The following is a 23,696-nucleotide window of genomic DNA, read 5'->3' as shown; positions in this document are numbered from 1 at the left end:
CGTATGCGCCACTGGGAACAGCTCGCCCCCCACCCTGCGCCCGCGGCCAGGTACCAGGAGTTCATGTGACCAGCACATCGCAGGGACCGGAGTCCGGAGCCAGAGCGGCCCACCCGGACCACCTCGGCCATGTCATCTTCATCACGGCAGCCGCTGCGATGGGCGGCTTCCTCTTCGGTTACGACAGCTCCGTGATCAACGGGGCCGTGGAGGCGATCCGCAGCCGGTACGACATCGGCTCCGGCACGCTCGCGCAGGTCATCGCCATCGCCCTGATCGGCTGTGCGATCGGCGCCGCCACCGCGGGCCGGATCGCCGACCGCATCGGCCGCATCCGCTGCATGCAGATCGCCTCGGTCCTCTTCACCATCAGCGCCGTCGGTTCCGCGCTCCCCTTCGCCCTCTGGGACCTGGCGATCTGGCGCATCATCGGTGGCTTCGCCATCGGCATGGCCTCGGTGATCGGCCCGGCGTACATCGCCGAGGTCTCGCCGCCCGCCTACCGCGGCCGTCTCGGCTCCTTCCAGCAGGCGGCGATCGTCATCGGCATCGCCATCTCCCAGCTGGTCAACTACGGCATCCTGCAGATCGCCGACGGCGACCAGCGTGGCAAGATCGGCGGCCTCGAGGCCTGGCAGTGGATGCTCGGCGTGATGGTCGTGCCCGCCGTCCTGTACGGACTGCTGTCCTTCGCGATCCCCGAGTCGCCCCGGTTCCTGATCTCGGTCGGCAAGAAGGACCGGGCCCGTCAGATCCTGTCGGAGGTCGAGGGCAACGGTGTCGACCTCGACGCCCGGGTGACCGAGATCGAGACCGCGATGCACCGCGAGCACAAGTCGACCTTCAAGGACCTGCTGGGCAGCCGCTTCGGCTTCCTGCCCATCGTCTGGGTCGGTATCGGACTCTCGGTCTTCCAGCAGCTCGTCGGCATCAACGTGGCGTTCTACTACTCGGCGACACTGTGGCAGTCCGTCGGCATCGACCCGACCGACTCGTTCTTCTACTCGTTCACCACCTCGATCATCAACATCATCGGTACCGTGATCGCGATGATCCTGGTGGACCGGGTGGGCCGCCGCCCGCTGGCCCTCGTCGGCTCCTGCGGTATGGCCGTCGCCCTCGCCTTCGAGGCATGGGCCTTCTCAGCCAGCCTGGTCGACGGCAAACTCCCCAACACCCAGGGCGTGGTCGCGCTCGTCGCGGCCCATGTCTTCGTGCTCTTCTTCGCCCTGTCCTGGGGTGTCATCGTCTGGGTCTTCCTCGGCGAGATGTTCCCGAACCGGATCCGCGCCGCCGCGCTCGGCGTCGCCGCGTCCGCCCAGTGGATCGCCAACTGGGCGATCACCGCGAGCTTCCCGAGCCTCGCCGACTGGAACCTGTCGGGCACCTACATCATCTACGCCTGCTTCGCCACGCTCTCGATCCCCTTCGTCCTCAAGTTCGTCAAGGAGACCAAGGGCAAGGCACTGGAGGAGATGGGCTGATCCCAGGCGCGTCTCCGCTCCTGAAGGCTGTACGGCCTTCAGGAGCGGGTCGCCTCGCAGAACAGCCGCAGGCTGCGCCACCCCTCCTCGACCGGCATCCCGCCGCACAGCGGATGCAGCACCAGGCTGTCCAGCTCCTCGCCCAGTTCCGCGCACGCCTGCGGGGTGATGATCCGGTAGACGCCCTCGTCGCGCAGCTCCGCCACCGTCGTCGCCGCCGAGCGGACGGCCGAGCGGATGTCCTTGGACTGCCAGGACGCGTACGTACGTGCCTCGTGCAGGAAGTGCTCCCCGTACTCGGCCCAGGTCCGGTCCGGGTCCTCTGACACGTGCAGCAACGGCGTCTCGGCCGCCGGCATCATGCAGAAGCCCTCCGTGCCGTGCTCCGCGCGCTGCTCGTGGTAGTACGCCTCCAGCTCGGGCAGATGCGCGCTCGGGAACAGCGGCAGCCCCAGCCGCGCCGCCCGCCGCGCAGCCGCCCGCGAGCTGCCGCCCACCAGCAGCAGCGGGTGCGGCCGGGTGAACGGACGCGGGGTGACCGTGACCGTGCGGCCGCGGAACTCGAACGGTTCCCCGGTCCACGCCAGCAGCAGCGTCTCCAGCAGCTCGTCCTGGATCCGGCCGCGCCTGCCCCATTCGACGCCCGCGCGCTCGTACTCTTCCGGCCGGTAGCCGATCCCCGCGACCGTGACCAGCCGGCCCGCGCTCAGCAGGTCGAGCACCGCGATGTCCTCCGCCAGCCGCAGCGGGTCGTGCAGCGGCCCGATGACCGCGGAGACCGTGACCGCGATCCGGCCGGTGGCACCGAAGACGGCACCGGCGAGGACGAAGGGGGAGGGCAGCCAGGAGTTGGCGGCCCCGTGGTGCTCCTCGGTCTGCACGGTGTCGATGCCGTGCTCGTCGGCGTACGCGGCCATGTCCAGGGCCGCGCGGTAGCGGGCCGAGAGCGAGGCGGGCGTGGCGTCTGGATCGACGAGGTTGAACCGGACGACTGTGAAGGCCATGACACTGTCCCCTTCGCCGGGCGGGCGGACGAGGCCGGACAGTAACTGACGTAGCGTCAGATGTGTAGGGGTGTGCCGCGTCGCGGCCGGCCGTCAAGGCCCGGGGCGGCCCGGAACCCCCAGGGTGCGACTCCGACGGGTCGAGCGCTTCGGGGGGCGATTCCCGCCGGCGGAGGCGTCGCACGGATCGCGCGGCCCGTACGCGCACGGTCACGGGTCCGCGCCTTCTGCGACTCCCCGCCTTTCGTGACCGATACTGGGTGGGTTATGGAATTCGTCATCCTTGCTGTAGTCATCGCCCTGGTCGCGGTCGGCGTGATCAGCGGGCTCGTGGTCAGCAGCCGCAAGAAGAAGCAGCTGCCCCCGGCACCGTCGAGCACGCCGACCATCACTCCTCCCGCCGAGCCCCATGTCGGCGAGGAGGCCGAGACGCCGCGCGACGAATCGCGCCGCACCATCGAGGAGGTCGGGCTCCCGCCCGCCGAGACCGCCGACGAGCAGGCCCCGGAGGCCGTCGCGGCCCCCGCGCTCGACGTTCCCGAGCCCACGGCCGGCCGTCTCGTACGGCTGCGGGCCCGCCTCGCCCGCTCGCAGAACTCCCTCGGCAAGGGGCTGCTCACGCTCCTGTCCCGGGACAACCTCGACGAGGACACCTGGGAGGAGATCGAGGACACGCTCCTCACCGCCGACGTCGGCGTCGCCCCCACCCAGGAGCTGGTGGAACGGCTCCGGGAGCGCGTCCGGGTCCTCGGTACACGTACCCCGGAGGGGCTGCGCTCGCTCCTGCGCGAGGAGCTCCTCACCCTGCTCGGCACGGACTTCGACCGTGCGGTCAGGACGGAGAGCGGCGTCGACACCCCGGGCGTCGTAATGGTCGTCGGTGTCAACGGCACCGGCAAGACCACCACCACCGGAAAGCTCGCCCGGGTGCTCGTGGCCGACGGCCGCAGCGTCGTGCTCGGCGCGGCCGACACCTTCCGGGCCGCCGCCGCCGATCAGCTCCAGACCTGGGGCGAGCGCGTCGGTGCCCGCACCGTGCGCGGACCCGAGGGCGGTGACCCCGCGTCGATCGCCTTCGACGCGGTGAAGGAAGGCATCGCCGAGGGCGCCGACGTCGTACTGATCGACACGGCGGGCCGGCTGCACACCAAGACCGGCCTGATGGACGAGCTCGGCAAGGTCAAGCGGGTGGTCGAGAAGCACGGACCGCTCGACGAGATCCTGCTCGTCCTGGACGCCACCACCGGGCAGAACGGCCTGGTGCAGGCCCGGGTCTTCGCCGAGGTCGTCGACATCACCGGCATCGTCCTCACCAAGCTCGACGGCACCGCGAAGGGCGGCATCGTCATCGCCGTCCAGCGCGAGCTGGGCGTACCGGTGAAGCTGATCGGGCTCGGAGAGGGGCCGGACGACCTGGCCCCGTTCGACCCGGAGGCGTTCGTGGACGCCCTGATCGGGGACTGACACCCGCCGGTGGAAAGAAGCCCGGCCGCATGACCCATGCGGCCGGGCTCTTCGCTGCGACGACGAAGCGCGTGCCGGACCGCGTGCCGGACCGCTGAGCGCCCGGGCGGCTCAGCCGCAGAGTGCCCACCGGTGGCAGATGTACGCCAGTGTGCCCAGCAGCAGCCGTGCTTCCGGGGGCGCCGCCGCGTTGTCCGGGGCCGGTGGCCGGAGCCAGCGGACGGGGCCGAGGCCGCCCTGGTCCGACGGCGGTGCGGTGATGTGGGAGCCGAGGCCCAGGGCCCGCAGATCCAGCCGCGCGTCGTCCCAGCCCATCCGGTACAGCAGCTGGGGGAGTCCGGCGGCGGCGCCCGGCGCCACGAGGAACTGCGCCCGGCCGGCCGGCGTCACCGCCACCGGGCCCAGCGGCAGCCCCATCCGCTCCATCCGTACCAGCGCGCGGCGCCCGGACCGCTCGGCGACATCGAGGACATCGAAGCTGCGGCCCACCGGCAGCAGCATCGAGGCGCCCGGCACCTCGGCCCAGGCGCGCGCCGCCGTTTCGAGCGTCGCCCCGGCGGGAACCTCCCGCGCGAAGTCCAGCGGATGCGCGCCGGGGGAGGGGCAGTCCGTCTCCCCGCAGGAGCAGTCCCCGTCCACGGTCCGCGCACCCGGTGTGACGGCCCAGCCCCACAGCCCCGTGTACTCGGCCACCGCGGTGCCCTCGGCCGCACGGCCGCGGCGCCGTGAGCCGGATCGCAGTTCGCGGATGCCGCCGATCGTGAAGCCCATGCCCCCTCCAACGGGTCCGACTCGCCGGTGGTTACGGATCGGAGCTGAATCGTGACACTCCGCCGTCCCTGTCGATTCGACTGGACACGGGGCGCGCAACGAGGTGTCCGAGTCGGTCGGCACGCCCCTGAATGCGCCTTTGCGCCCACCGGTGATCGCTCTCTGCCGAGTCAATCGCGCCCGGCCGTAGTGGCGTTCATCCGAAGGGGTGGCGAATGGTGGCGTTTCCGCAATCACCCTCCCTGAGGGGGTGATCGTAGGATTACCGTCGGTACACGAACCATGGAAGTATGTGCTCCCATGGGTATGCCGGAGGCATCCCGATTTTCTGTTCGACGGTGTGCAACCTCCGTACGGACAGCATCGGTTCACGGCATTCTGATAGTGGTTCGCGGCGGACGGTATTCGGCGGGATGGGGGCGTTCCAGTGAGTGGCAGCGGCGCAGGCGATTCGAATGCCGGTAAGCGCCCGAACGAGCAATTGGGATCATGGTTCGTGCGCAGCGGCTGGTCGAAGGGCGAGCTGGCCCGGCAGGTGAACCGCAGGGCACGCCAGTTGGGCGCCCACCACATCAGCACCGACACCTCCCGGGTACGGCGCTGGCTCGACGGCGAGCAGCCGCGCGAACCGATCCCGCGCATCCTGTCCGAGCTGTTCTCGGAACGCTTCGGTACCGTCGTCGCCGTCGAGGACCTGGGGTTACGCGCCGCGCACCAGGCCCCGTCGGTGGCCGGCGTCGATCTGCCCTGGGCCGGACCGCAGACCGTCGCCCTGCTCAGCGAGTTCTCCCGCAGCGATCTGATGCTCGCCCGCCGGGGCTTCCTCGGCAGCTCCCTCGCCCTCGCCGCCGGCCCCGCCCTCATCGAACCCATGCAGCGCTGGCTGGTCCCGGTCGCCACCGCCGTGTCCGCCGCCGAGCCGGACCCGGAGGCCGCCGCCCGCCGCCCGTCCCGGCTCTCCGGTCCCGAGCTCGACCTGCTGGAATCGACCACCGCGATGTTCCGCCAGTGGGACGCGCAGTGCGGCGGCGGACTGCGCCGCAAGGCCGTCGTCGGCCAGCTCCACGAGGTCACCGACCTGCTCCAGGAGCCGCAGCCGGCCGCCACCGCCAAACGACTGTTCCGCTGCGCCGCCGAACTCGCCGAGCTCGCGGGCTGGATGAGCTACGACGTGGGCCTCCAGCCCACCGCCCAGAAGTACTTCGTCCTCGCCCTGCACGCCGCCAAGGAGGCAGGCGACAAGCCGCTCGGCTCGTACGTGCTCTCCAGCATGAGCCGCCAGATGATCCACCTCGGCCGCCCCGACGACGCCCTCGAACTGATCCACCTCGCGCAGTACGGCAGCCGCGACTGCGCCACCGCGCGGACCCAGGCCATGCTGTATGCGATGGAGGCCCGCGCCTACGCGAACATGGGCCAGCCCAGCAAGTGCAAGCGAGCCGTCCGGATGGCCGAGGACACCTTCCTCGACGCGGGCATCGACGGCGAGCCCGAACCCGACTGGATCCGGTTCTTCTCCGACGCCGAGCTCAGCGGCGAGAACTCCCACTCCTACCGCGACCTGGCCTATGTGGCCGGCCGCAGCCCCACGTACGCCTCGCTCGCCGAACCCGTCATGCGCAAGGCGGTCCAGCTCTTCGGCGAGGACGACGAGCACCAGCGGTCGTACGCCCTCAACCTGATCGGTCTCGCCACGGTCCACCTCCTCAAGCGCGAGCCGGAGGAGTCCACCGTGCTGGCCGAGAAGGCCCTGCGCGTCGCCAAGAAGGTCCGCTCCGAGCGCGTCAACACCCGGCTGCGCAAGACGGTCGACACCGCGGCCAGGGACTTCGGGGACATTCCCGAGGTCGCCCGGCTCACCGATCTCCTCACCGAACAACTGCCCGAGTCCGCGGAAGCGGTCTGACGGCACCCCTGCCCCGGCCACGACGACCACCCCGCACAGACCGACTTCGGCTCCCCCGATTGCCAGGTCAGTGGGTGGTCGCCGTGGCCGGTTCGTGTGGTCGTGCCCGTACCGGAGCGTCGTATGCGGCCACGGCCGCAGAGTAGGCCCGAGCGCGGATGCGGCACGGGCGGTTCATGGGGACGTAACACGTCGCCCCCCTTCGTCACTGCGGCGAAACACCGTGCGGCATCGGCGGAAACGGCGCTGGGCGAATCTCATGGCGCATAACCGGCCCGCACCTTTTCCCCAGTGGTCCCGCACGTGGTTGTGCCCCCATCGCCCGCACGCGGCCGCACCGACGACGAGGAGACGCCGATGCCCCCAGGCATCACGACGTTCGCAGCAGACGCCCCGACACTGTCTGCCGCCAATACCGGATTCATGCTCATCTGCTCGGCCCTCGTGATGGTCATGACTCCGGCCCTGGCCTTCTTCTACGGAGGCATGGTCCGCGTCAAGAGCACCCTCAACATGCTGATGATGAGTTTCATCAGCCTCGGGATCGTGACGATCCTGTGGGTGCTGTACGGATTCAGCCTCGCCTTCGGCACCGACATCGGGTCCTTCATCGGCTGGAGCTCCGACTTCGCCGGCCTCAGCGGGATCGGCGTCACCCAGCTCTGGGACGGCTACACCATTCCGGTGTACGTCTTCGCCGTCTTCCAGCTGATGTTCGCGGTCCTCACCCCGGCCCTGATAAGCGGTGCCCTCGCCGACCGGGTCAAATTCACCTCCTGGGCGCTGTTCATCACCCTCTGGGTCACCGTCGTCTACTTCCCGGTCGCGCACTGGGTCTGGGGCGCGGGCGGCTGGCTGTACGAGCTCGGTGTCATCGACTTCGCCGGCGGTACCGCCGTCCACATCAACGCCGGTGCCGCGGCCCTCGGCGTGATCCTCGTCATCGGCAAGCGGGTCGGTTTCAAGAAGGACCCGATGCGGCCGCACAGCCTGCCGCTCGTCATGCTCGGCGCCGGACTGCTCTGGTTCGGCTGGTTCGGCTTCAACGCCGGATCGTGGCTCGGCAACGACGACGGCGTCGGCGCGGTCATGTTCGTCAACACGCAGGTCGCCACCGCCGCCGCGATGCTCGCCTGGCTCGGCTACGAGAAGCTCCGCCATGGCTCCTTCACCACCCTCGGCGCCGCCTCCGGCGCCGTCGCGGGCCTCGTCGCCATCACCCCGTCCGGCGGCGCCGTCAGCCCGCTCGGCGCCATCGCGGTCGGTGCCATCGCCGGTGTCCTGTGTGCCATGGCCGTCGGCCTCAAGTACAAGTTCGGCTACGACGACTCCCTGGACGTCGTCGGCGTCCACCTCGTCGGCGGCATCGTCGGCTCCCTGCTCGTCGGCCTCTTCGCCACCGGCGGAGTCCAGTCCGACGCCAAGGGCCTCTTCTACGGCGGCGGACTCGAACAGCTCGGCAAGCAGGCCGTCGGCGTCTTCGCCGTCCTCGCGTACTCTCTGGTCGTCTCCGCGGTCCTCGCCCTCGTCCTCGACAGGACGATCGGGATGCGGGTCGAGGAGGACGACGAGGTCTCCGGCATCGACCAGGTCGAGCACGCCGAGACCGCGTACGACTTCAGCGGCGCCGGCGGCGGTCTGTCCTCCCGCCCCACGCCTCCCGCCCCCGGCACCACGGCGGCCCCGACGAACAAGAAGGTGGACGCATGAAGCTCATCACCGCAGTCGTGAAGCCCCACCGGCTTGACGAGATCAAGGAGGCCCTCCAGGCCTTCGGCGTCCAGGGCCTCACGGTCACGGAAGCCAGCGGCTACGGGCGTCAGCGCGGCCACACCGAGGTCTACCGGGGCGCCGAGTACACCGTCGACCTCGTCCCGAAGATCCGCATCGAGGTCCTCGTCGAGGACGAGGACGCCGAACAGCTCATCGATGTCGTCGTCAAGGCCGCCCGGACCGGCAAGATCGGTGACGGCAAGGTCTGGAGCGTCCCGGTCGAGACCGCGGTCCGGGTCCGTACCGGCGAACGCGGCCCGGACGCACTCTGACCGACGGTTCCGCACACGGAAAGGCAACTGGGTGACGAGCACCGAAGTGACCACCGAAGCAGAGGACTCGGGACCCAGCGGCTATGCGGCGGCCCGGCTGCGCCTCCTCCAGGAGGAGGCGCGGTCCGGGCCGCCGCGCCGTGCGGCCCTCGCCTCGCTCACCGATGACTGGCTGACCGCCCTCTTCGCCTCCGCGGCCGAACACGCCGGTGTCCGCGGCGCCGCCCTCGTCGCCGTCGGCGGCTACGGCCGCGGCGAACTCTCCCCGCGCAGCGATCTCGACCTGCTGCTCCTGCACGACGGCAGCGCCGACGCCGGAGCCGTCGCCACCCTCGCCGACCGCATCTGGTACCCGGTCTGGGACCTCGGCCTGGCCCTCGACCACTCCGTGCGCACCCCCGCCGAAGCCCGCAGGACGGCGGGCGAGGACCTCAAGGTCCAGCTCGGCCTCCTCGACGCCCGGCCCGTCGCCGGGGACCTCGGCCTCGTCGCCTCGCTGCGCACCGCGATCCTCGCCGACTGGCGCAACCAGGCCCCCAAGCGGCTGCCCGCGCTCGACGAACTCTGCCGCGAACGGGCCGAACGCCAGGGCGAGCTCCAGTTCCTCCTGGAACCCGACCTCAAGGAGGCCCGCGGCGGACTGCGCGACGCCACCGCCCTGCGCGCCGTCGCCGCCTCCTGGGTCGCCGACGCACCCCGCGAGGGCCTCGCCGAGGCCCGCCGCGTCCTGCTGGACGCCCGCGACGCTCTGCACCTCACGACCGGCCGCGCCACCGACCGCCTCGCCCTCCAGGAACAGGACCAGGTCGCCGCCGCCCTCGGACTCCTCGACGCCGATGTGCTGCTGCGCCAGGTGTACGAGGCCGCCCGCACCGTCTCGTACGCCACCGACGTCACCTGGCGCGAGGTCAACCGGGTTTTGCGCGCCCGCTCGGTCCGCCCGCGGCTGCGTGCCATGCTGGGCGGCGGCAGGGCACCGGCCGTCGACCGCAGCCCGCTCGCCGACGGCGTCGTCGAGGCCGACGGCGAGGTCGTCCTCGCCCGCACCGCCCGCCCGGAGCGCGACCCGGTGCTCGTCCTGCGCGCCGCCGCCGCGGCCGCCCAGTCCGAGCTGCCGCTCTCCCGCCACGTCGTACGGCACCTCGCCACCGCCGCCAAGCCGCTGCCCGTGCCGTGGCCCGCCGAGGCCAGGGAGGAGCTCGTCACCCTGCTCGGCGCGGGCGAGGCGACCGTCCCCGTCTGGGAGGCCCTCGAAGCGGAAGGGCTGATCACCCGCCTCCTGCCCGACTGGCAACGGGTCCACTGCCGGCCCCAGCGCAACCCCGTCCACACCTGGACCGTCGACCGCCACCTCGTCGAAGCGGCCGTCCGCGCCTCCTCCCTCACCCGCCGCGTCGGCCGCCCCGACCTGCTGCTCGTCGCCGCGCTGCTCCACGACATCGGCAAGGGCTGGCCCGGCGACCACTCCGTCGCCGGTGAGGTCATCGCCCGGGACATGGCCGCCCGGATCGGCTTCGACCCGCACGACGTGGGCGTCATCGCCACCCTCGTACGCCACCATCTGCTGCTCATCGAGACCGCCACCCGCCGCGACCTCGACGACCCGGCGACCGTCCGCTCCGTCGCCACCGCCGTCGGCACCGCCTCCACGCTGGAGCTCCTGCACGCGCTCACCGAGGCCGACGCGCTCGCGACCGGGCCCGCCGCCTGGTCCACCTGGCGCGCCTCCCTCGTCACCGATCTGGTCAAACGCGTCGCGGCGGTCCTCGCCGGCGAGGAACCCGAGGAGCCCGAGCCCGCCGCCCCCGGCGCCGAACAGGAACGCCTGGCCATCGAGGCCCTGCGCACCGGCGAGCCGGTCCTCGCCCTGCACGCCCAGACCGAGACCCCGCACGAGGACGGCGCCCCAGAACCCGTCGGCGTCGAACTCCTCATCGCGCTCCCGGACCGGCCCGGGGTCCTGCCCGCCGCCGCCGGGGTCCTCGCCCTGCACCGCCTCACCGTCCGCGCCGCGGACCTGCGGGCCGTCGAGCTCCCCACCGAACTGGGCGACTCCGCCGACGTACTGCTGCTCAGCTGGCGGGTCGCCGCCGAGTACGGGGCGCTGCCCCAGGCCGCCCGGCTGCGCGCCGATCTCGTCCGCGCCCTGGACGGATCGCTGGACATCCGGTCCCGGCTGGCCGAGCGCGAGGCGGCCTACCCGCGCCGCCGCGGGGTGAAGGCCCCGCCGCCGAGGGTGACCGTCGCGCCGGCCGGCTCGCGGCTGGCCACGGTGATCGAGGTGCGCGCCCAGGACGCCCCGGGGCTCCTGCACCGGATCGGCCGGGCGCTGGAGCAGAGCGCGGTACGGGTCCGCAGCGCGCATGTCTCGACGCTGGGCGCCAACGCGGTGGACGCCTTCTACGTCACGGATTCCGACGGCCGGCCGCTGCCCGCCGCCCGCGCCGCGGAACTGGCCCAGGAGGTCGAGAAGGCGCTCGGCTGAGCCCCGTCACCCCGTGAAGTCGCCCTCGCACGTCACGAGAACCGGGCGAGGGCTATGCGTTCCCCGGCGTCCGGATACGCTGGGGTACGACTGACCCGACCCCGCCCCCGACCCTGAGGACCGACGAGCGCCGTGTTCGATACTCTCTCCGACCGCCTTGCCGCGACTTTCAAGAACCTCAGGGGCAAGGGCCGCTTGTCCGAGGCGGACATCGACGCCACGGCTCGCGAGATCCGTATCGCCCTGCTTGAGGCCGATGTCGCCCTGCCCGTCGTCCGGTCCTTCATCGCCAATGTCAAGGAGCGGGCGCGCGGCGTCGAGGTCTCCCAGGCGCTGAACCCGGCCCAGCAGATGATCAAGATCGTCAACGAGGAGCTCGTCTCCATCCTCGGTGGCGAGACCCGGCGGCTGCGGTTCGCCAAGACCGCGCCCACCGTGATCATGCTCGCGGGTCTCCAGGGCGCCGGTAAGACGACCCTCGCCGGAAAGCTCGGCCTCTGGCTCAAGGGCCAGGGCCACTCCCCGCTGCTCGTCGCCTGTGACCTCCAGCGCCCCAACGCCGTCAACCAGCTGAGCGTCGTCGCCGACCGGGCCGGTGTCGCGGTGTACGCCCCCGAGCCGGGCAACGGCGTCGGTGACCCGGTCCAGGTCGCCAAGGACTCGATCGAGTACGCCAGGTCCAAGCAGTACGACGTGGTCGTCGTCGACACCGCCGGCCGCCTCGGTATCGACCAGGAGCTGATGCAGCAGGCCGCGGACATCCGCGACGCCGTCAGCCCCGACGAGATCCTCTTCGTCGTCGACGCGATGATCGGCCAGGACGCGGTCAACACCGCCGAGGCCTTCCGTGACGGCGTCGGCTTCGACGGTGTGGTGCTCTCCAAGCTCGACGGTGACGCCCGCGGTGGTGCGGCCCTGTCGATCGCCCACGTCACGGGCAAGCAGATCATCTTCGCGTCGAACGGCGAGAAGCTCGAGGACTTCGACGCCTTCCACCCGGACCGGATGGCCTCGCGCATTCTCGACATGGGTGACCTGCTCACCCTGATCGAGCATGCGGAGAAGACCTTCAGCCAGGAAGAGGCCGCCAAAATGGCCTCCAAGCTGGCGTCCAGCAAGGGCAAGGACTTCACGTTCGACGACTTCCTGTCCCAGATGGAGCAGGTCAGGAAGATGGGCTCCATCTCCAAGCTGCTCGGGATGCTGCCGGGCATGGGGCAGATCAAGGACCAGATCAGCAACATCGACGAGCGCGAAGTCGACCGCATGGCCGCGATCATCAAGTCGATGACTCCGAAGGAGCGCGCCGAGCCGACGGTCATCAACGGCTCGCGCCGGGCCCGTATCGCCAAGGGCGCCGGTGTCGAGGTCAGTGCGGTGAAGGGCCTGGTCGAGCGGTTCTTCGACGCACGCAAGATGATGTCGAAGATGGCCCAGGGCGGCGGCATGCCGGGGATGCCCGGGATGCCGGGCATGGGCGGCGGCCCCGGCCGGCAGAAGAAGCAGGTCAAGCAGGCCAAGGGCAAGCGCAAGAGCGGTAACCCGATGAAGCGCAAGGCCGAGGAGCAGGCCGAGGCCGCCCGTCGCGAGCAGGCGGCGCAGGGCGGCGCGCTCGGTCTGCCGGCCGGCCAGGAGGACAAGAACTTCGAGCTGCCGGACGAGTTCAAGAAGTTCATGGGCTGAGCAAGCCCGTGTCACGTCCCGGAGGGGGCGCCCGCTTCACGGCGGGCGCCCCCTCCGGCGTGTGCGGGGGAGCGGGGTTCCCCCCAGTGGGCCCAGCGGGGCGCCGCTCCGAGGGCTTCCTCCGGGTTTCTCCCTTAATGTCGGCTCAACGGCTGTCGGCAGAGGAGCGCGCGTGACCAGTCCGGTACCTCCCCGCGACCGCACCGACCAGCCCTGGCGCTCCGAGGGCGCGCCCCCGCCCCCGCCGCCGCGCCGGAAGATGCCGGGGGGCTGGGGCGGACTGCTGCTGATGGCGCTGGCCGTCTATCTGATCGCCAACCTGCTGCTCTCCTTCTTCAACGGCGAGGAGGAGCGGACGATCGCGTACACGGAGTTCAGCAAGCAGGTCACCGCGGGCAACGTCTCCAAGATCTACGCCAAGGGCGATGCCATCGAGGGGCAGCTCAAGAAGGAGGCGAAGGTCCCGGGCAAGAAGGACGACAAGTACACCAAGTTCGTCACCCAGCGGCCCGCCTTCGCCGACGACAACCTCTGGGGCGAGCTGGTCAAGGACGACGTCACGGTCACGGCCGAACCCGTCGTCAAGGAGCGCAGCTTCCTGGCCAACCTGCTGATCTCGCTGGCGCCGATGCTGCTGCTCGTCCTGCTCTGGGTGTTCATCGCCCGGCGGATGTCGCGCGGCGGGATGGGCGGCGGGATGGGCGGCTTCGGCCGCAAGGCCCCGCCCAAGCCGGTCGAGCTGGAGGGGGGCAGGCGCACCACCTTCCAGGACGTGGCCGGCATCGACGATGTCGAAGGCGAGCTCAACGACGTCGTGGACTTCCTGAAGAACCCGGACGCCTACCGGAAGATGGGCGCCAGGATGCCCGGGGGCGTCCTGCTCGCCGGTCCTCCCGGCACCGGCAAGACGCTGCTGGCACGGGCCGTCGCGGGGGAGGCGGGGGTGCCGTTCTTCTCGGCCTCGGCCTCCGAGTTCATCGAGATGATCGTCGGCGTCGGCGCCGGCCGGGTCAGGGAGCTCTTCGCCGAGGCGCGCAAGGTCGCCCCCGCCATCGTCTTCATCGACGAGATCGACACCATCGGGCGGGTCCGCGGCGGCGGTTCCGGCATGGGCGGGCACGACGAGCGCGAGCAGACGCTCAACCAGATCCTCACCGAGATGGACGGCTTCTCCGGTTCGGAGGGCGTGGTCGTGCTCGCCGCCACCAACCGCGCCGACGTCCTGGACCCGGCGCTCACCCGGCCCGGCCGCTTCGACCGGATCGTCCAGGTCAGCCCGCCGGACAGGAACGGCCGGGAGGCGATCCTGGAGATCCACACCCGCCGGATCCCGCTGGCCGACGACGTGGACCTGGGCCAGGTGGCCCGTGCGACCCCCGGGATGACCGGCGCCGATCTGGCCAACCTCGCCAACGAGGCCGCGCTGCTCGCCGTCAAACGGCAGCAGTCGGAGGTCGACGCGGCGGATCTCTCGGACGCCCTGGAGAAGGTCCAGCTCGGTGCGGAACGCTCGCTCGTCATGTCGGACGAGGAACGCCGCAGGACCGCGTACCACGAGAGCGGACACGCGCTGCTGGGCATGCTCCATCCGGGTGCCGACCCGGTCCGCAAGGTCACCATCGTGCCGCGCGGCCGGGCGCTCGGGGTCACGCTCTCGACGCCGGACGCCGACAAGTACGCGTACACCGAGGAGTACCTGCGCGGCCGGATCATCGGCGCGCTCGGCGGGATGGCGGCCGAGCAGGTGGTGTTCGGCGTCGTCACCACGGGCGCGGAGAGCGATCTGGAGCAGGTCACCGGACTGGCCCGCGGCATGGTGGGCCGCTGGGGCATGAGCCACAAGGTCGGCCGGCTGACGGCGATCCCGGCCGATGCCCAGCAGGCGTACGGCCTCTCGGCCGCGCCCGCGACGCTGGACGCGGTGGACGGTGAGATGCGGCGCATCGTCGACGAGTGCTACGAGGAGGCGTGCCGGCTGCTGGGCAACAACCGTGACCGGCTGGACTCCCTGGCCGGCGCGCTGCTGGAGAACGAGACGCTGGACGAGGCGGCCGCGTACCGGGCCGCGGGGATCACCCGGCTGGCCAAGCCGTAACGGGACCCGGCGGCCGGACCGCCCGCACGTACCGCGGACGGGGCCGGCCGATACCGGCCCTAAGTCGTGCAGACGAGGTAGCGGAAGACGTTGGGCATCCAGACGGTGCCGTCCCGGCGCGAGTGCGGGTGCAGGGCCTCCGCCACCTCCTTCTCCACCTGGGACCGGTCCGTCGCCCGTACCGCCGCGTCGAAGAGCCGTGTCGACAGCAGGCCCCGGACCGCGCTGTCCATGTCCGCGTAGCCGAACGGGCACGCCACCCGCCCGGAGCCGTCGGGCTTCAGCCCGGCCCGGAACGCCACGTCCTCCAGATCGTCCCGCTGCGCGCCCAGCCAGCCGCCCGCCCCTGCGGAACGTGTCCCCTCCGCGAGCCGGGCCGCCACCCGCAGCACCGCCGCCGTGGCGCACCGCTCGGGCGGGCCCCAGCCGGTCAGGACGACCGTGCTGCCCCGGTGCGCCAGTGGCACCGCCGAACCGAGCGCGCCCACCAGCTCCTCCGCGTCGTCGGCCGTGCAGCCGATCGGCGTGAACGCGGTGATCAGGTCGTACGGCTCGTGGCCGCTCGCCGCGGCCGGAACACCGTCCAGGAGCCGCGGCCCGGTGGCCCCGGCGTCGCCGTCGGGGTCCGGCAGCAGCCGGGTCCGGGCGAGCGCGAGCCGTTCGGCGTCGGCGTCGACGCCGGTGACGCGCGCTCCGCGGCCGGCCGCGATCAGCAGCGCGAGCCCGGAGCCGCAGCCGAGCGAGAGCATCCGGGTGGCGGCCCCCACTTCCAGCCGCCGGTACACCGCCTCGTAGAGCGGCGCGAGCATCCGCTCCTGGATCTCGGCCCAGTCACGGGCCCGGGAACCGGTGTCCACCGAGGCGGACGACTCCGTGTACGCATGGTGCCGGACGAGCGTTGGTGTCATGGAATGCGCCCCAATCCGCCGAGATGCCGGTGTTGCCGGTCGGTCATGTCCGAGTGGACGGTTCCCCCGTGCCTGCGGCCGCGCTTCCCCCGTATGCCAGAGAACTGCGCATCCGCCGCCGCGTCCAGGGGTCTACGGGTCATGGTTGCCTTTGGTGCCGTTCGCCGGTCCAGTCTCACCCGGCACGCGGGACCGGGCACGTCGAGGACTCGGGGCCGGGCCGGTGGCGTTCGGGGAGGGGGCGGACGGGGCGGGCGGTGCCCCCGGTACTGTCGGTTCCCGTGGGGCGCGCCCGTTGATGTTCCGGGCGCCCGGGTGGTGCGGGTTCCAGGGGGCGTACGCGCGGTCTGCGCGCTCGGGCGTGCACGTCGCTACGTACCACCTTGGTGTGAGCTGTGCGACTTCTCCGCAGATCAGGGCACCCGCCCTCGTCAGGACGCATCAAGGGCAACTGACTGGTACGTGCAAATTATTTGGGATGGCCCGGAATCGGAACACCGGGGCCCTCGCGCTCGTTGTCACGACGTGAGCACGACACCACCTGTACTTGCCGCAGAGCTGGCACAGGCGTGGGCCGACATTCAGCGGTACCACCCCGAGCTGCCCGATCTTGCCGCGCCCGAGTCCCTGATCGGAGAGTCCTCGTCCGCCTGTGGCGCCGAGCTCTCCTTCGAACGGCTGCTCCATGAGGCAGTCCATGGCATCGCCGCCGCCCGAGGTGTCCGAGACACCTCGCGCGCCGGCCGGTACCACAACCGTCGATTCCTCGCGATCGCCGAGGAGCTGGGCCTCGACCATGCCGAGGAGCCCCATCCCAGCAGTGGCTTCTCACTGGTCACGCTCAACCCCGAGGCCAAGCGCCGGTACCGCCCGACGACGGAACGGCTGCAGCGCGCCCTCAAGGCGCACACCGTGGCCACCGCCGCCGACACCAAGCGCTCCTTCCGCGGCCCGGCCGCCCGGCACGGCTCCTCCGGAGGGGGTGTGCGGGTCAAGGCCGTCTGCGACTGCGGTCGCAACGTGCGCGTCGTCCCCTCGGTCCTCGCGCAGGCCCCGATCGTCTGCGGCGGCTGCGGAAAGCCGTTCCGGATCCCGGAGGCAGTGGTCGCGGTGGGGTGAGCCGATGTGGTGTGGCACAATGGCTAGCTGTACTCGACAGCCGCATAGGACCCCTCTCTCCTCCGGCTGACGCGTCCATCGGGCACTCGAGTACCGCAACCCCACGTGGCATCTTGTTGTGCCCAACCACGTCATAGACCAGGAGACACCACTTCCGTGGCAGTCAAGATCAAGCTGAAGCGTCTGGGCAAGATCCGTTCGCCTCACTACCGCATCGTCGTCGCCGACTCCCGTACCCGCCGTGATGGCCGGGCCATCGAGGAGATCGGCCTGTACCACCCGGTGCAGAACCCCTCGCGCATCGAGGTCAACGCAGAGCGCGCGCAGTACTGGCTGTCCGTCGGCGCCCAGCCGACCGAGCCGGTTCTCGCGATCCTGAAGCTCACCGGTGACTGGCAGGCCCACAAGGGCCTCCCGGCCCCCGCGCCGCTTCTGCAGCCGGAGCCCAAGCCCGACAAGCGCGCCCTGTTCGAGGCCCTGACCAAGGACACCGCCGAGGAGTCCAAGGGCGAGGCCATCACGCAGAAGGCGAAGAAGGCCGACAAGAAGGCGGACGAGGCTGCTGACGCAGCCGCGCCCGCCGAGTCGACCGAGGCCTGAGCATGCTCGAGGAGGCTCTCGAGCACCTCGTGAAAGGCATCGTCGACAACCCCGAGGACGTGCAGGTCGCCTCGCGCACCCTGCGTCGCGGCCGTGTGCTCGAGGTCCGGGTCCATCCCGATGACCTCGGCAAGGTGATCGGTCGCAACGGCCGCACCGCACGCGCGTTGCGTACCGTCGTCGGCGCCATCGGCGGCCGTGGTATTCGCGTCGACCTCGTCGATGTGGATCAGGTTCGCTGACAGAGTTGAACACCGGCACGGGCCGGGGAGGGCCAAGGGCCCGCCCCGGCCCGTCGTCGTACGACAGGAGAGACACAAGGTGCAGTTGGTAGTCGCGCGGATCGGTCGCGCCCACGGCATCAAGGGCGAGGTCACCGTCGAGGTGCGCACGGACGAGCCGGAGATCCGGCTCGGACCCGGTGCGGTACTGGCCACGGAGCCGGCCTCGACAGGACCGCTGACGATCGAGACCGGCCGGGTGCACAGTGGCCGGCTGCTGTTGCGTTTCGAGGGCGTACGGGACCGTACGGGCGCCGAGGCACTGCGCAATACGCTGCTGATCGCCGACGTCGACCCGGAGGAACTCCCGGAGGACCCCGAGGAGTTCTACGACCATCAGCTGATGGACCTGGACGTGGTTCTCGCCGACGGCACCGAGATCGGCCGGATCACCGAGATCACGCACCTGCCGTCGCAGGATCTCTTCATCGTGGAGCGTCCCGACGGCACCGAGGTGATGATCCCGTTCGTCGAGGAGATCGTCGCCGAGATCGACCTGGAGGAGCAGCGCGCGGTGATCACTCCGCCGCCGGGCCTGATCGACGAGAGCGAGGCCGTGGTGGTGTCCTCGCGCGACGAGGAGTCCGCGGCCGCCGGTGCGGAGGCCGCCGGGCCCCGTGCGGAGGGGCCTGTCGAGCCAGGGCCTGTCGAGCCAGGGCCTGTCGAGCCCGGTCCTGTTGAGCCCGGTCCTGTTGAGCCCGGGGACGACGACTGATGCGCCTCGACGTCGTCACGATCTTCCCCGAGTACCTCGAACCGCTGAACGTCTCGCTCGTCGGCAAGGCCCGCGCCCGCGGACGCCTCGACGTGCACGTGCGCGATCTGCGGGAGTGGACGTACGACCGCCACAACACGGTCGACGACACCCCCTACGGTGGCGGTCCCGGCATGGTCATGAAGACCGAGCCGTGGGGCGACGCCCTGGACGAGACGCTGGCCGACGGCTACGAGACCGGTGCCCACTCCCCGGTGCTCGTGGTGCCGACACCGAGCGGCCGGCCGTTCACCCAGGAACTCGCCGTCGAGCTCTCCGAGCGGCCCTGGCTGATCTTCGCCCCGGCCCGCTACGAGGGCATCGACCGGCGGGTGACCGAGGAGTACGCCACCCGGATGCCGGTCGTCGAGGTGTCCATCGGCGACTACGTCCTGGCGGGCGGGGAAGCCGCGGTGCTGGTGATCACGGAGGCGGTGGCCCGGCTGCTGCCCGGCGTGCTCGGCAACGCCGAATCGCACCGGGACGACTCCTTCGCCCCCGGCGCGATGGCCGATCTGCTGGAGGGGCCCGTCTACACCAAGCCGCCCGAGTGGCGCGGCCGGGGAATCCCGGACGTGCTGCTGAGCGGCCACCACGGCCGGATCGCGCGCTGGCGCCGGGACGAGGCCTTCCGCCGTACCGCGCTCAACAGGCCCGATCTGATCGAGCGCTGCGAGGCGGCGGCCTTCGACAAGAAGGACCGCGAGATGCTCTCGATCCTGGGCTGGTCACCCGAGCCCGGCGGCCGATTTTGGCGTAGGCCCGACGCCGTGGAAGAATAGGCCGCTGCTGTACGTCCGACGCGCGCCCCTGCCACAGGGGGAAAGACGCCCGCCCGACGCGATCAGCACCCCGAACTCATCACTCTCCCGCCGATGACCTGTGGCATGGGCGAAGAAAGCAGACAACATGGCTTCCCTGCTCGATGGCGTCAATGCCGCCTCGCTGCGCACCGACGTCCCGGCGTTCCGCCCCGGTGACACCGTCAACGTTCACGTGCGCGTGATCGAGGGCAACCGCTCCCGTATCCAGCAGTTCAAGGGCATCGTCATCCGCCGTCAGGGCGCGGGCGTCGGCGAGACCTTCACGGTCCGCAAGGTCTCCTTCAGCGTCGGCGTCGAGCGCACCTTCCCGGTGCACAGCCCGATCTTCGAGAAGATCGAGCTCGTCAGCCGCGGTGACGTCCGTCGCGCCAAGCTGTACTTCCTCCGTGAGCTGCGCGGCAAGGCCGCGAAGATCAAGGAGAAGCGCGACCGCTGATCTGACTCCCAGGTCCACAGCACGGCCGGATAAGCTCTGGCCCCGATGGACACGGAAGCAAGAACCACGGAGCGCGACCGCTCCTCCGCAGCCTCCACGGGGCCGGAGGAGAGGTCGCGCTTTTCGCGTATCCCGCACCGTTTCGCCGCCTCGATGTCCTGGCGGCACACCCTCGCGCTCGGTGCTGTCTGCTCGGTCTTCGTCCTGCTCTTCAGTGCCTTCGTGGTGCAGCCCTTCCTGATCCCCAGCAGCTCGATGGAGTCCACGCTGCGGGTCGGGGACCGGGTGCTGGTCAACAAGCTGGCGTACCGTTTCGGCTCCGAACCGCGGCGCGGGGACGTGGTGGTCTTCGACGGCACCGGCTCCTTCGTGCAGGAGGCGCCGCAGCAGAACCCCGTCACCGGACTGCTGCACGGCGCGGCGGCTTCCCTGGGGCTCGCGGAGCCCGCCGAGACCGACTTCGTGAAGCGGGTGGTGGGTGTGGGGGGCGATCGGGTGGTCTGCTGCGACAAGCGGGGGAGGACCGAGGTGAACGGCCGGCCACTGGACGAGGACTACCTGTTCGCGGGTGACGCGCCGTCCCGGGCCCCGTTCGACATCGTCGTGCCGGACGGCACGCTCTGGATGATGGGCGATCACCGCAGCCGTTCCCGGGACTCCCGTGACCACCTGGGCGAACCGGGGGGCGGCATGGTGCCCGTCGACCGGGTGATCGGCAGGGTCGACTGGATCGGCTGGCCGCTGGGGCGGCTGGGCTCCCTCCCGGGGACCGCGGCCTTCGGTGCAGTGCCCGTGCCGGGCGCGACGCATGGGTAACCACGGGCGGGCGCCCGACGCCGCTGATCCCGGGGTACCGGCGTCCACCGGCGGCGGCCCGAGGACCGCCCGCTCGCTGCCCACCCGGGCGGAGCGGCGCAGACTGGCCCGCAAGGTGAAGCGCAAGCGGCGCAGATCGGCTGTGAAGGAGATACCTCTCCTCATCACCGTCGCGCTGGTGATCGCGCTGGTCCTCAAGACGTTCCTGGTGCAGGCCTTCGTGATCCCGTCCGGATCCATGGAGCAGACCATCCGGATCGGCGACCGGGTCCTCGTGGACAAGCTGACGCCGTGGTTCGGGTCCCGGCCGCAGCGCGGGGACGTGGTCGTGTTCAAGAACCCCTCCGACTGGCCGCCGCCGAACCCGGTGACGACCGAGGAGTCACCTGTCGTCATCAAGCAGGTGAAGCAGGTGCTGACCTTTATCGGCCTGCTGCCGTCCGACGACGAACAGGATCTGATCAAGCGGGTGGTCGCCGTCGGTGGTGACACGGTGAAGTGCTGCGACAAGGGCGGCCGGCTCATGGTCAACGGCCGGGCCGTCGACGAGCCCTATCTCTTTCCCGGCAATCCCCCTTCCACGATCAAATTCGAGGTAAAGGTTCCAGCCGGACGAATCTTCGTGATGGGCGACCATCGCTCCAATTCCGCCGATTCACGTTTCCATCTGGACAAGACGGCCGACGGCACGGTTTCCGAGGATGCCGTAGTGGGACGGGCCGTGGTGATCGCCTGGCCCTTCGGGCACTGGGGGAAGCTGGAGCAGCGTTCGGTGTTCTCCTCGGTCCCGGACGCGCGCGCCGGGACGGCGGCGGGCCCCGGACCGTCGAATAGTGTGTCCGAGGATCCCAACGGAATGATCCGGCTCCCGACCCCTGCGGAACTCCCGCTCGTTATGGGAGTGGTTGGCCTGCACCGGCTAGGGCGCAGGCGGTGGCACGGAATAAGGAGCAGATGTGGGGGATTTGGCGGTGGGCGCACGATCCGGACACGACGGACCCGAGGACCGGCCGGACACTCCGGAGAACGCCGAGTCGGCCGGGACGACGGCGGACCGGACGGAGAGTGACGGCGACTCCCCGAGCGGTGGCAGTACGGCCCGGAAGAAGCCCCGTTCCTTCTGGAAGGAGCTGCCCCTCCTCATCGGTATCGCGCTGGTTCTGGCGCTGCTGATCAAGACGTTTCTGGTGCAGGCGTTCTCCATTCCGTCGGATTCGATGCAGAACACCCTTCAGCGGGGTGACCGGGTGCTGGTCGACAAGCTGACGCCGTGGTTCGGCTCGGAGCCGGAGCGCGGCGAGGTCGTCGTCTTCCACGACCCGGGCGGCTGGCTGGAGAACACCCCGGCAGCCAACCCGAACGCGGTGCAGAAGTTCCTGAGCTTCATCGGGCTGATGCCGTCGGCCGAGGAGAAGGACCTGATCAAGCGGGTCATCGCGATCGGCGGTGACACGGTGGAGTGCAAGACGAACGGCCCGGTCAAGGTCAACGGCAGGGCGCTGGACGACAAGTCCTTCATCTTCAAGGGGAACACCGCCTGCAACGACGAGCCGTTCGGCCCGATCAAGGTCCCCAAGGGCCGTATCTGGGTGATGGGCGACCACCGTCAGAACTCCCTCGACTCCCGCTACCACCAGGAGCTGCCGGGCGGCGGCACCGTTTCCACGGACGAGGTGGTGGGCCGGGCCATCGTGGTCGCGTGGCCCATCAACCGCTGGGCGACCCTGCCCATCCCGAAGACCTTCGACCAGCCGGGTCTGAACGCCGCGGCCGCGATGGCGCCCGGTGCGCTCGGCTTCGCGGGTGCCGTGCCCCTCGTGCTCCGGCGCAGGAGGAGCAGGGCCGTGCAGGCGCGGCAGGGATAGACGTACGGAGTCGCCCGCCCGGTGTCCCGTCCTCCATCGGGGCCCGCCGGGTGCGCCTCCGTCGGAGGCCTGCCGCTCTCTCCGTCTCCACCGGCCCGGAGAGGGCGGTAGCCCAGGGGAACCCCCGCTCGTTGTACGGGGGGCGGGTTTGTGTTCGGCAGGCCCGGTGGGCAGGCGATGGCGCAGAGTGAGGAATGAATGTGAGCGACGTGGCAGGCGAAGCACGAGCTGGACACGGACAGTCCACGGAGAGGCTCTCGCAGCCCGCCGACTCCGCCTTCGACCCGGTGGGAGGGACAGGGCATCCGGACGGGCCGGAGAGCGCGCCCACCTCGGACCGGGGCGGAAAGCGGAACAAGAAGCCCCGTCCTCTCTGGAAGGAGCTGCCCCTCCTCATCGGTATCGCGCTGGTTCTGGCGCTGCTGATCAAGACGTTTCTGGTGCAGGCGTTCTCCATTCCGTCGGATTCGATGCAGAACACCCTTCAGCGGGGTGACCGGGTGCTGGTCGACAAGCTGACGCCGTGGTTCGGCTCGGAGCCGGAGCGCGGCGAGGTCGTCGTCTTCCACGACCCGAGCGGCTGGCTGGACGGGGAGCCGACGCCTGAGCCGAACGCGGTGCAGACGTTCCTCAGCTTCATCGGGCTGATGCCGTCGTCGCAGGAGAAGGACCTGATCAAGCGGACGATCGCGGTCGGCGGTGACACCGTGTCCTGCAAGAAGGGCGGTCCCGTGGAGGTCAACGGGAAGGCGCTCGACGAGCCGTACATCTTCCCCGGTGGCACGGCGTGCGACGACATGCCCTTCGGTCCGTTCAAGGTGCCCGACGGCAAGATCTGGGTGATGGGCGACCACCGGCAGGATTCCTCGGACTCGCGCTATCACACCAGTGACGTGAACAAGGGCTTCGTTCCGGTCGACGACGTGGTGGGCCGGGCCGTGGTGGTGGCCTGGCCGCTCAATCGCTGGGCGACCCTGCCGGTCCCGGACACCTTCGACCAGCCGGGCATGAGCGCCTCGGCGGCGATGGCGCCCGGCGCGCTCGGTATCGCCGGTGCCCTGCCGCTCGTGATCCGGCGCAGGCGGAGGCTGACCCGCGGACGTACCGCCGGGTAGGGTGCCGACTCGGATCAGCGATTGTCGATCTCCGATGGGGG

Annotated in this window: 21 protein-coding genes; 18 read left to right on the top strand and 3 right to left on the bottom strand. The window is 70.7% G+C overall.

Features of this window, described 5'->3' with window-relative positions:
- The first annotated feature begins 65 nt into the window (after nt 1–65).
- Nucleotides 66–1,484, top strand: coding sequence for a sugar porter family MFS transporter (locus tag ACIO3R_RS29795; RefSeq protein WP_385038920.1), 1,419 nt, complete (start codon nt 66–68; stop codon nt 1,482–1,484).
- Between the two features lie 38 nt (nt 1,485–1,522).
- Here the strand turns inward: ACIO3R_RS29795 and ACIO3R_RS29790 are convergent, their stop codons facing one another.
- Complete coding sequence (locus tag ACIO3R_RS29790; RefSeq protein WP_385348320.1) at nt 1,523–2,488, bottom strand: LLM class flavin-dependent oxidoreductase; 966 nt, start codon at nt 2,486–2,488, stop codon at nt 1,523–1,525.
- Between the two features lie 267 nt (nt 2,489–2,755).
- Here ACIO3R_RS29790 and ftsY point away from each other — a divergent pair, with 267 nt between their 5' ends.
- Complete coding sequence (gene ftsY / locus ACIO3R_RS29785) at nt 2,756–3,952, top strand: signal recognition particle-docking protein FtsY (protein ID WP_385038914.1); 1,197 nt, start codon at nt 2,756–2,758, stop codon at nt 3,950–3,952.
- 111 nt (nt 3,953–4,063) lie between these two features.
- On the opposite strand, the gene ACIO3R_RS29780 is transcribed toward ftsY, so the two are convergent.
- The gene (locus ACIO3R_RS29780) at nt 4,064–4,723 is read right to left on the bottom strand and encodes a bifunctional DNA primase/polymerase (RefSeq protein ID WP_385038911.1); all 660 of its coding nucleotides are present in this window, start codon (nt 4,721–4,723) and stop codon (nt 4,064–4,066) included.
- A gap of 427 nt (nt 4,724–5,150) precedes the next feature.
- On the opposite strand from ACIO3R_RS29780, the gene ACIO3R_RS29775 reads away from it, so the two are divergent.
- The 6 genes from ACIO3R_RS29775 (at nt 5,151) to ftsH (ending at nt 14,937) form a co-directional block, all read left to right on the top strand.
- Nucleotides 5,151–6,629: a hypothetical protein gene (locus tag ACIO3R_RS29775; protein ID WP_385038908.1), complete on the top strand. Its 1,479-nt coding sequence runs from the start codon at nt 5,151–5,153 to the stop codon at nt 6,627–6,629.
- A 357-nt stretch (nt 6,630–6,986) separates the two neighbouring features.
- Entirely contained in the window at nt 6,987–8,339 is a 1,353-nt protein-coding gene (locus tag ACIO3R_RS29770; protein WP_385038905.1) for an ammonium transporter, read from the top strand.
- A complete protein-coding gene (locus tag ACIO3R_RS29765) occupies nt 8,336–8,674 on the top strand; it encodes a P-II family nitrogen regulator (protein WP_069170469.1) in 339 nt (112 codons plus the stop codon). The genes ACIO3R_RS29770 and ACIO3R_RS29765 overlap by 4 nt, the downstream gene beginning before the upstream one ends.
- Nucleotides 8,675–8,705: 31 nt before the next feature.
- Complete coding sequence (locus ACIO3R_RS29760; protein WP_402110083.1) at nt 8,706–11,159, top strand: [protein-PII] uridylyltransferase; 2,454 nt, start codon at nt 8,706–8,708, stop codon at nt 11,157–11,159.
- Between the two features lie 132 nt (nt 11,160–11,291).
- Nucleotides 11,292–12,842 carry a signal recognition particle protein gene (gene ffh / locus ACIO3R_RS29755; protein WP_385036160.1) on the top strand — a complete coding sequence of 517 codons (1,551 nt, stop codon included), beginning with the start codon at nt 11,292–11,294 and terminating at the stop codon, nt 12,840–12,842.
- A 172-nt stretch (nt 12,843–13,014) separates the two neighbouring features.
- The gene (gene ftsH, locus ACIO3R_RS29750) at nt 13,015–14,937 is read left to right on the top strand and encodes an ATP-dependent zinc metalloprotease FtsH (RefSeq protein WP_385036159.1); all 1,923 of its coding nucleotides are present in this window, start codon (nt 13,015–13,017) and stop codon (nt 14,935–14,937) included.
- Between the two features lie 59 nt (nt 14,938–14,996).
- Here the strand turns inward: ftsH and ACIO3R_RS29745 are convergent, their stop codons facing one another.
- Complete coding sequence (locus ACIO3R_RS29745) at nt 14,997–15,845, bottom strand: methyltransferase domain-containing protein (RefSeq protein WP_402110080.1); 849 nt, start codon at nt 15,843–15,845, stop codon at nt 14,997–14,999.
- Nucleotides 15,846–16,370: 525 nt separating this feature from the next.
- Between ACIO3R_RS29745 and ACIO3R_RS29740 the strand changes: the two genes are divergently transcribed.
- The 10 genes from ACIO3R_RS29740 (at nt 16,371) to lepB (ACIO3R_RS29695) (ending at nt 23,655) form a co-directional block, all read left to right on the top strand.
- Nucleotides 16,371–16,964: a hypothetical protein gene (locus ACIO3R_RS29740; RefSeq protein ID WP_148021155.1), complete on the top strand. Its 594-nt coding sequence runs from the start codon at nt 16,371–16,373 to the stop codon at nt 16,962–16,964.
- Between the two features lie 156 nt (nt 16,965–17,120).
- Complete coding sequence (gene rpsP, locus ACIO3R_RS29735; RefSeq protein WP_363025080.1) at nt 17,121–17,564, top strand: 30S ribosomal protein S16; 444 nt, start codon at nt 17,121–17,123, stop codon at nt 17,562–17,564.
- A gap of 2 nt (nt 17,565–17,566) precedes the next feature.
- Entirely contained in the window at nt 17,567–17,806 is a 240-nt protein-coding gene (locus ACIO3R_RS29730) for an RNA-binding protein (RefSeq protein WP_024492228.1), read from the top strand.
- Between the two features lie 79 nt (nt 17,807–17,885).
- Complete coding sequence (rimM, locus tag ACIO3R_RS29725; protein WP_402110078.1) at nt 17,886–18,560, top strand: ribosome maturation factor RimM; 675 nt, start codon at nt 17,886–17,888, stop codon at nt 18,558–18,560.
- Nucleotides 18,560–19,381, top strand: coding sequence for a tRNA (guanosine(37)-N1)-methyltransferase TrmD (gene trmD, locus ACIO3R_RS29720; protein WP_385036156.1), 822 nt, complete (start codon nt 18,560–18,562; stop codon nt 19,379–19,381). The genes rimM and trmD overlap by 1 nt, the downstream gene beginning before the upstream one ends.
- A 127-nt stretch (nt 19,382–19,508) precedes the next feature.
- Entirely contained in the window at nt 19,509–19,859 is a 351-nt protein-coding gene (gene rplS / locus ACIO3R_RS29715) for a 50S ribosomal protein L19 (protein WP_363025086.1), read from the top strand.
- Between the two features lie 45 nt (nt 19,860–19,904).
- Nucleotides 19,905–20,675, top strand: coding sequence for a signal peptidase I (gene lepB, locus ACIO3R_RS29710; protein WP_385036155.1), 771 nt, complete (start codon nt 19,905–19,907; stop codon nt 20,673–20,675).
- Nucleotides 20,668–21,744, top strand: coding sequence for a signal peptidase I (lepB, locus tag ACIO3R_RS29705; protein WP_385036154.1), 1,077 nt, complete (start codon nt 20,668–20,670; stop codon nt 21,742–21,744). The genes lepB (ACIO3R_RS29710) and lepB (ACIO3R_RS29705) overlap by 8 nt, the downstream gene beginning before the upstream one ends.
- The gene (lepB, locus tag ACIO3R_RS29700) at nt 21,641–22,540 is read left to right on the top strand and encodes a signal peptidase I (RefSeq protein ID WP_402110158.1); all 900 of its coding nucleotides are present in this window, start codon (nt 21,641–21,643) and stop codon (nt 22,538–22,540) included. The genes lepB (ACIO3R_RS29705) and lepB (ACIO3R_RS29700) overlap by 104 nt, the downstream gene beginning before the upstream one ends.
- Nucleotides 22,541–22,740: 200 nt before the next feature.
- Nucleotides 22,741–23,655, top strand: a complete 915-nt coding sequence (lepB, locus tag ACIO3R_RS29695; protein ID WP_385348351.1) for a signal peptidase I — start codon at nt 22,741–22,743, stop codon at nt 23,653–23,655.
- Nucleotides 23,656–23,696: the final 41 nt, after the last annotated feature.

This window comes from Streptomyces sp. NPDC087428, assembly GCF_044744085.1.
Taxonomy (GTDB): domain Bacteria; phylum Actinomycetota; class Actinomycetes; order Streptomycetales; family Streptomycetaceae; genus Streptomyces.
This window is presented reverse-complemented; position numbering and strand designations above follow the sequence as displayed.

Bases quoted from the DNA above. Each gene is read 5' to 3' on its own strand.
- ACIO3R_RS29790 (WP_385348320.1), bottom strand. From the start codon at position 2,488: ATGGCCTTCACAGTCGTCCGGTTCAACCTCGTCGATCCAGACGCCACG.
- ACIO3R_RS29745 (WP_402110080.1), bottom strand. From the start codon at position 15,845: ATGACACCAACGCTCGTCCGGCACCATGCGTACACGGAGTCGTCCGCC.
- trmD (WP_385036156.1), top strand. From the start codon at position 18,560: ATGCGCCTCGACGTCGTCACGATCTTCCCCGAGTACCTCGAACCGCTG.
- ftsY (WP_385038914.1), top strand. From the start codon at position 2,756: ATGGAATTCGTCATCCTTGCTGTAGTCATCGCCCTGGTCGCGGTCGGC.
- lepB (WP_385036154.1), top strand. From the start codon at position 20,668: ATGGGTAACCACGGGCGGGCGCCCGACGCCGCTGATCCCGGGGTACCG.
- ACIO3R_RS29730 (WP_024492228.1), top strand. From the start codon at position 17,567: ATGCTCGAGGAGGCTCTCGAGCACCTCGTGAAAGGCATCGTCGACAAC.
- rplS (WP_363025086.1), top strand. From the start codon at position 19,509: ATGGCTTCCCTGCTCGATGGCGTCAATGCCGCCTCGCTGCGCACCGAC.
- ACIO3R_RS29780 (WP_385038911.1), bottom strand. From the start codon at position 4,723: ATGGGCTTCACGATCGGCGGCATCCGCGAACTGCGATCCGGCTCACGG.
- lepB (WP_385036155.1), top strand. From the start codon at position 19,905: ATGGACACGGAAGCAAGAACCACGGAGCGCGACCGCTCCTCCGCAGCC.
- ACIO3R_RS29770 (WP_385038905.1), top strand. From the start codon at position 6,987: ATGCCCCCAGGCATCACGACGTTCGCAGCAGACGCCCCGACACTGTCT.
- ACIO3R_RS29765 (WP_069170469.1), top strand. From the start codon at position 8,336: ATGAAGCTCATCACCGCAGTCGTGAAGCCCCACCGGCTTGACGAGATC.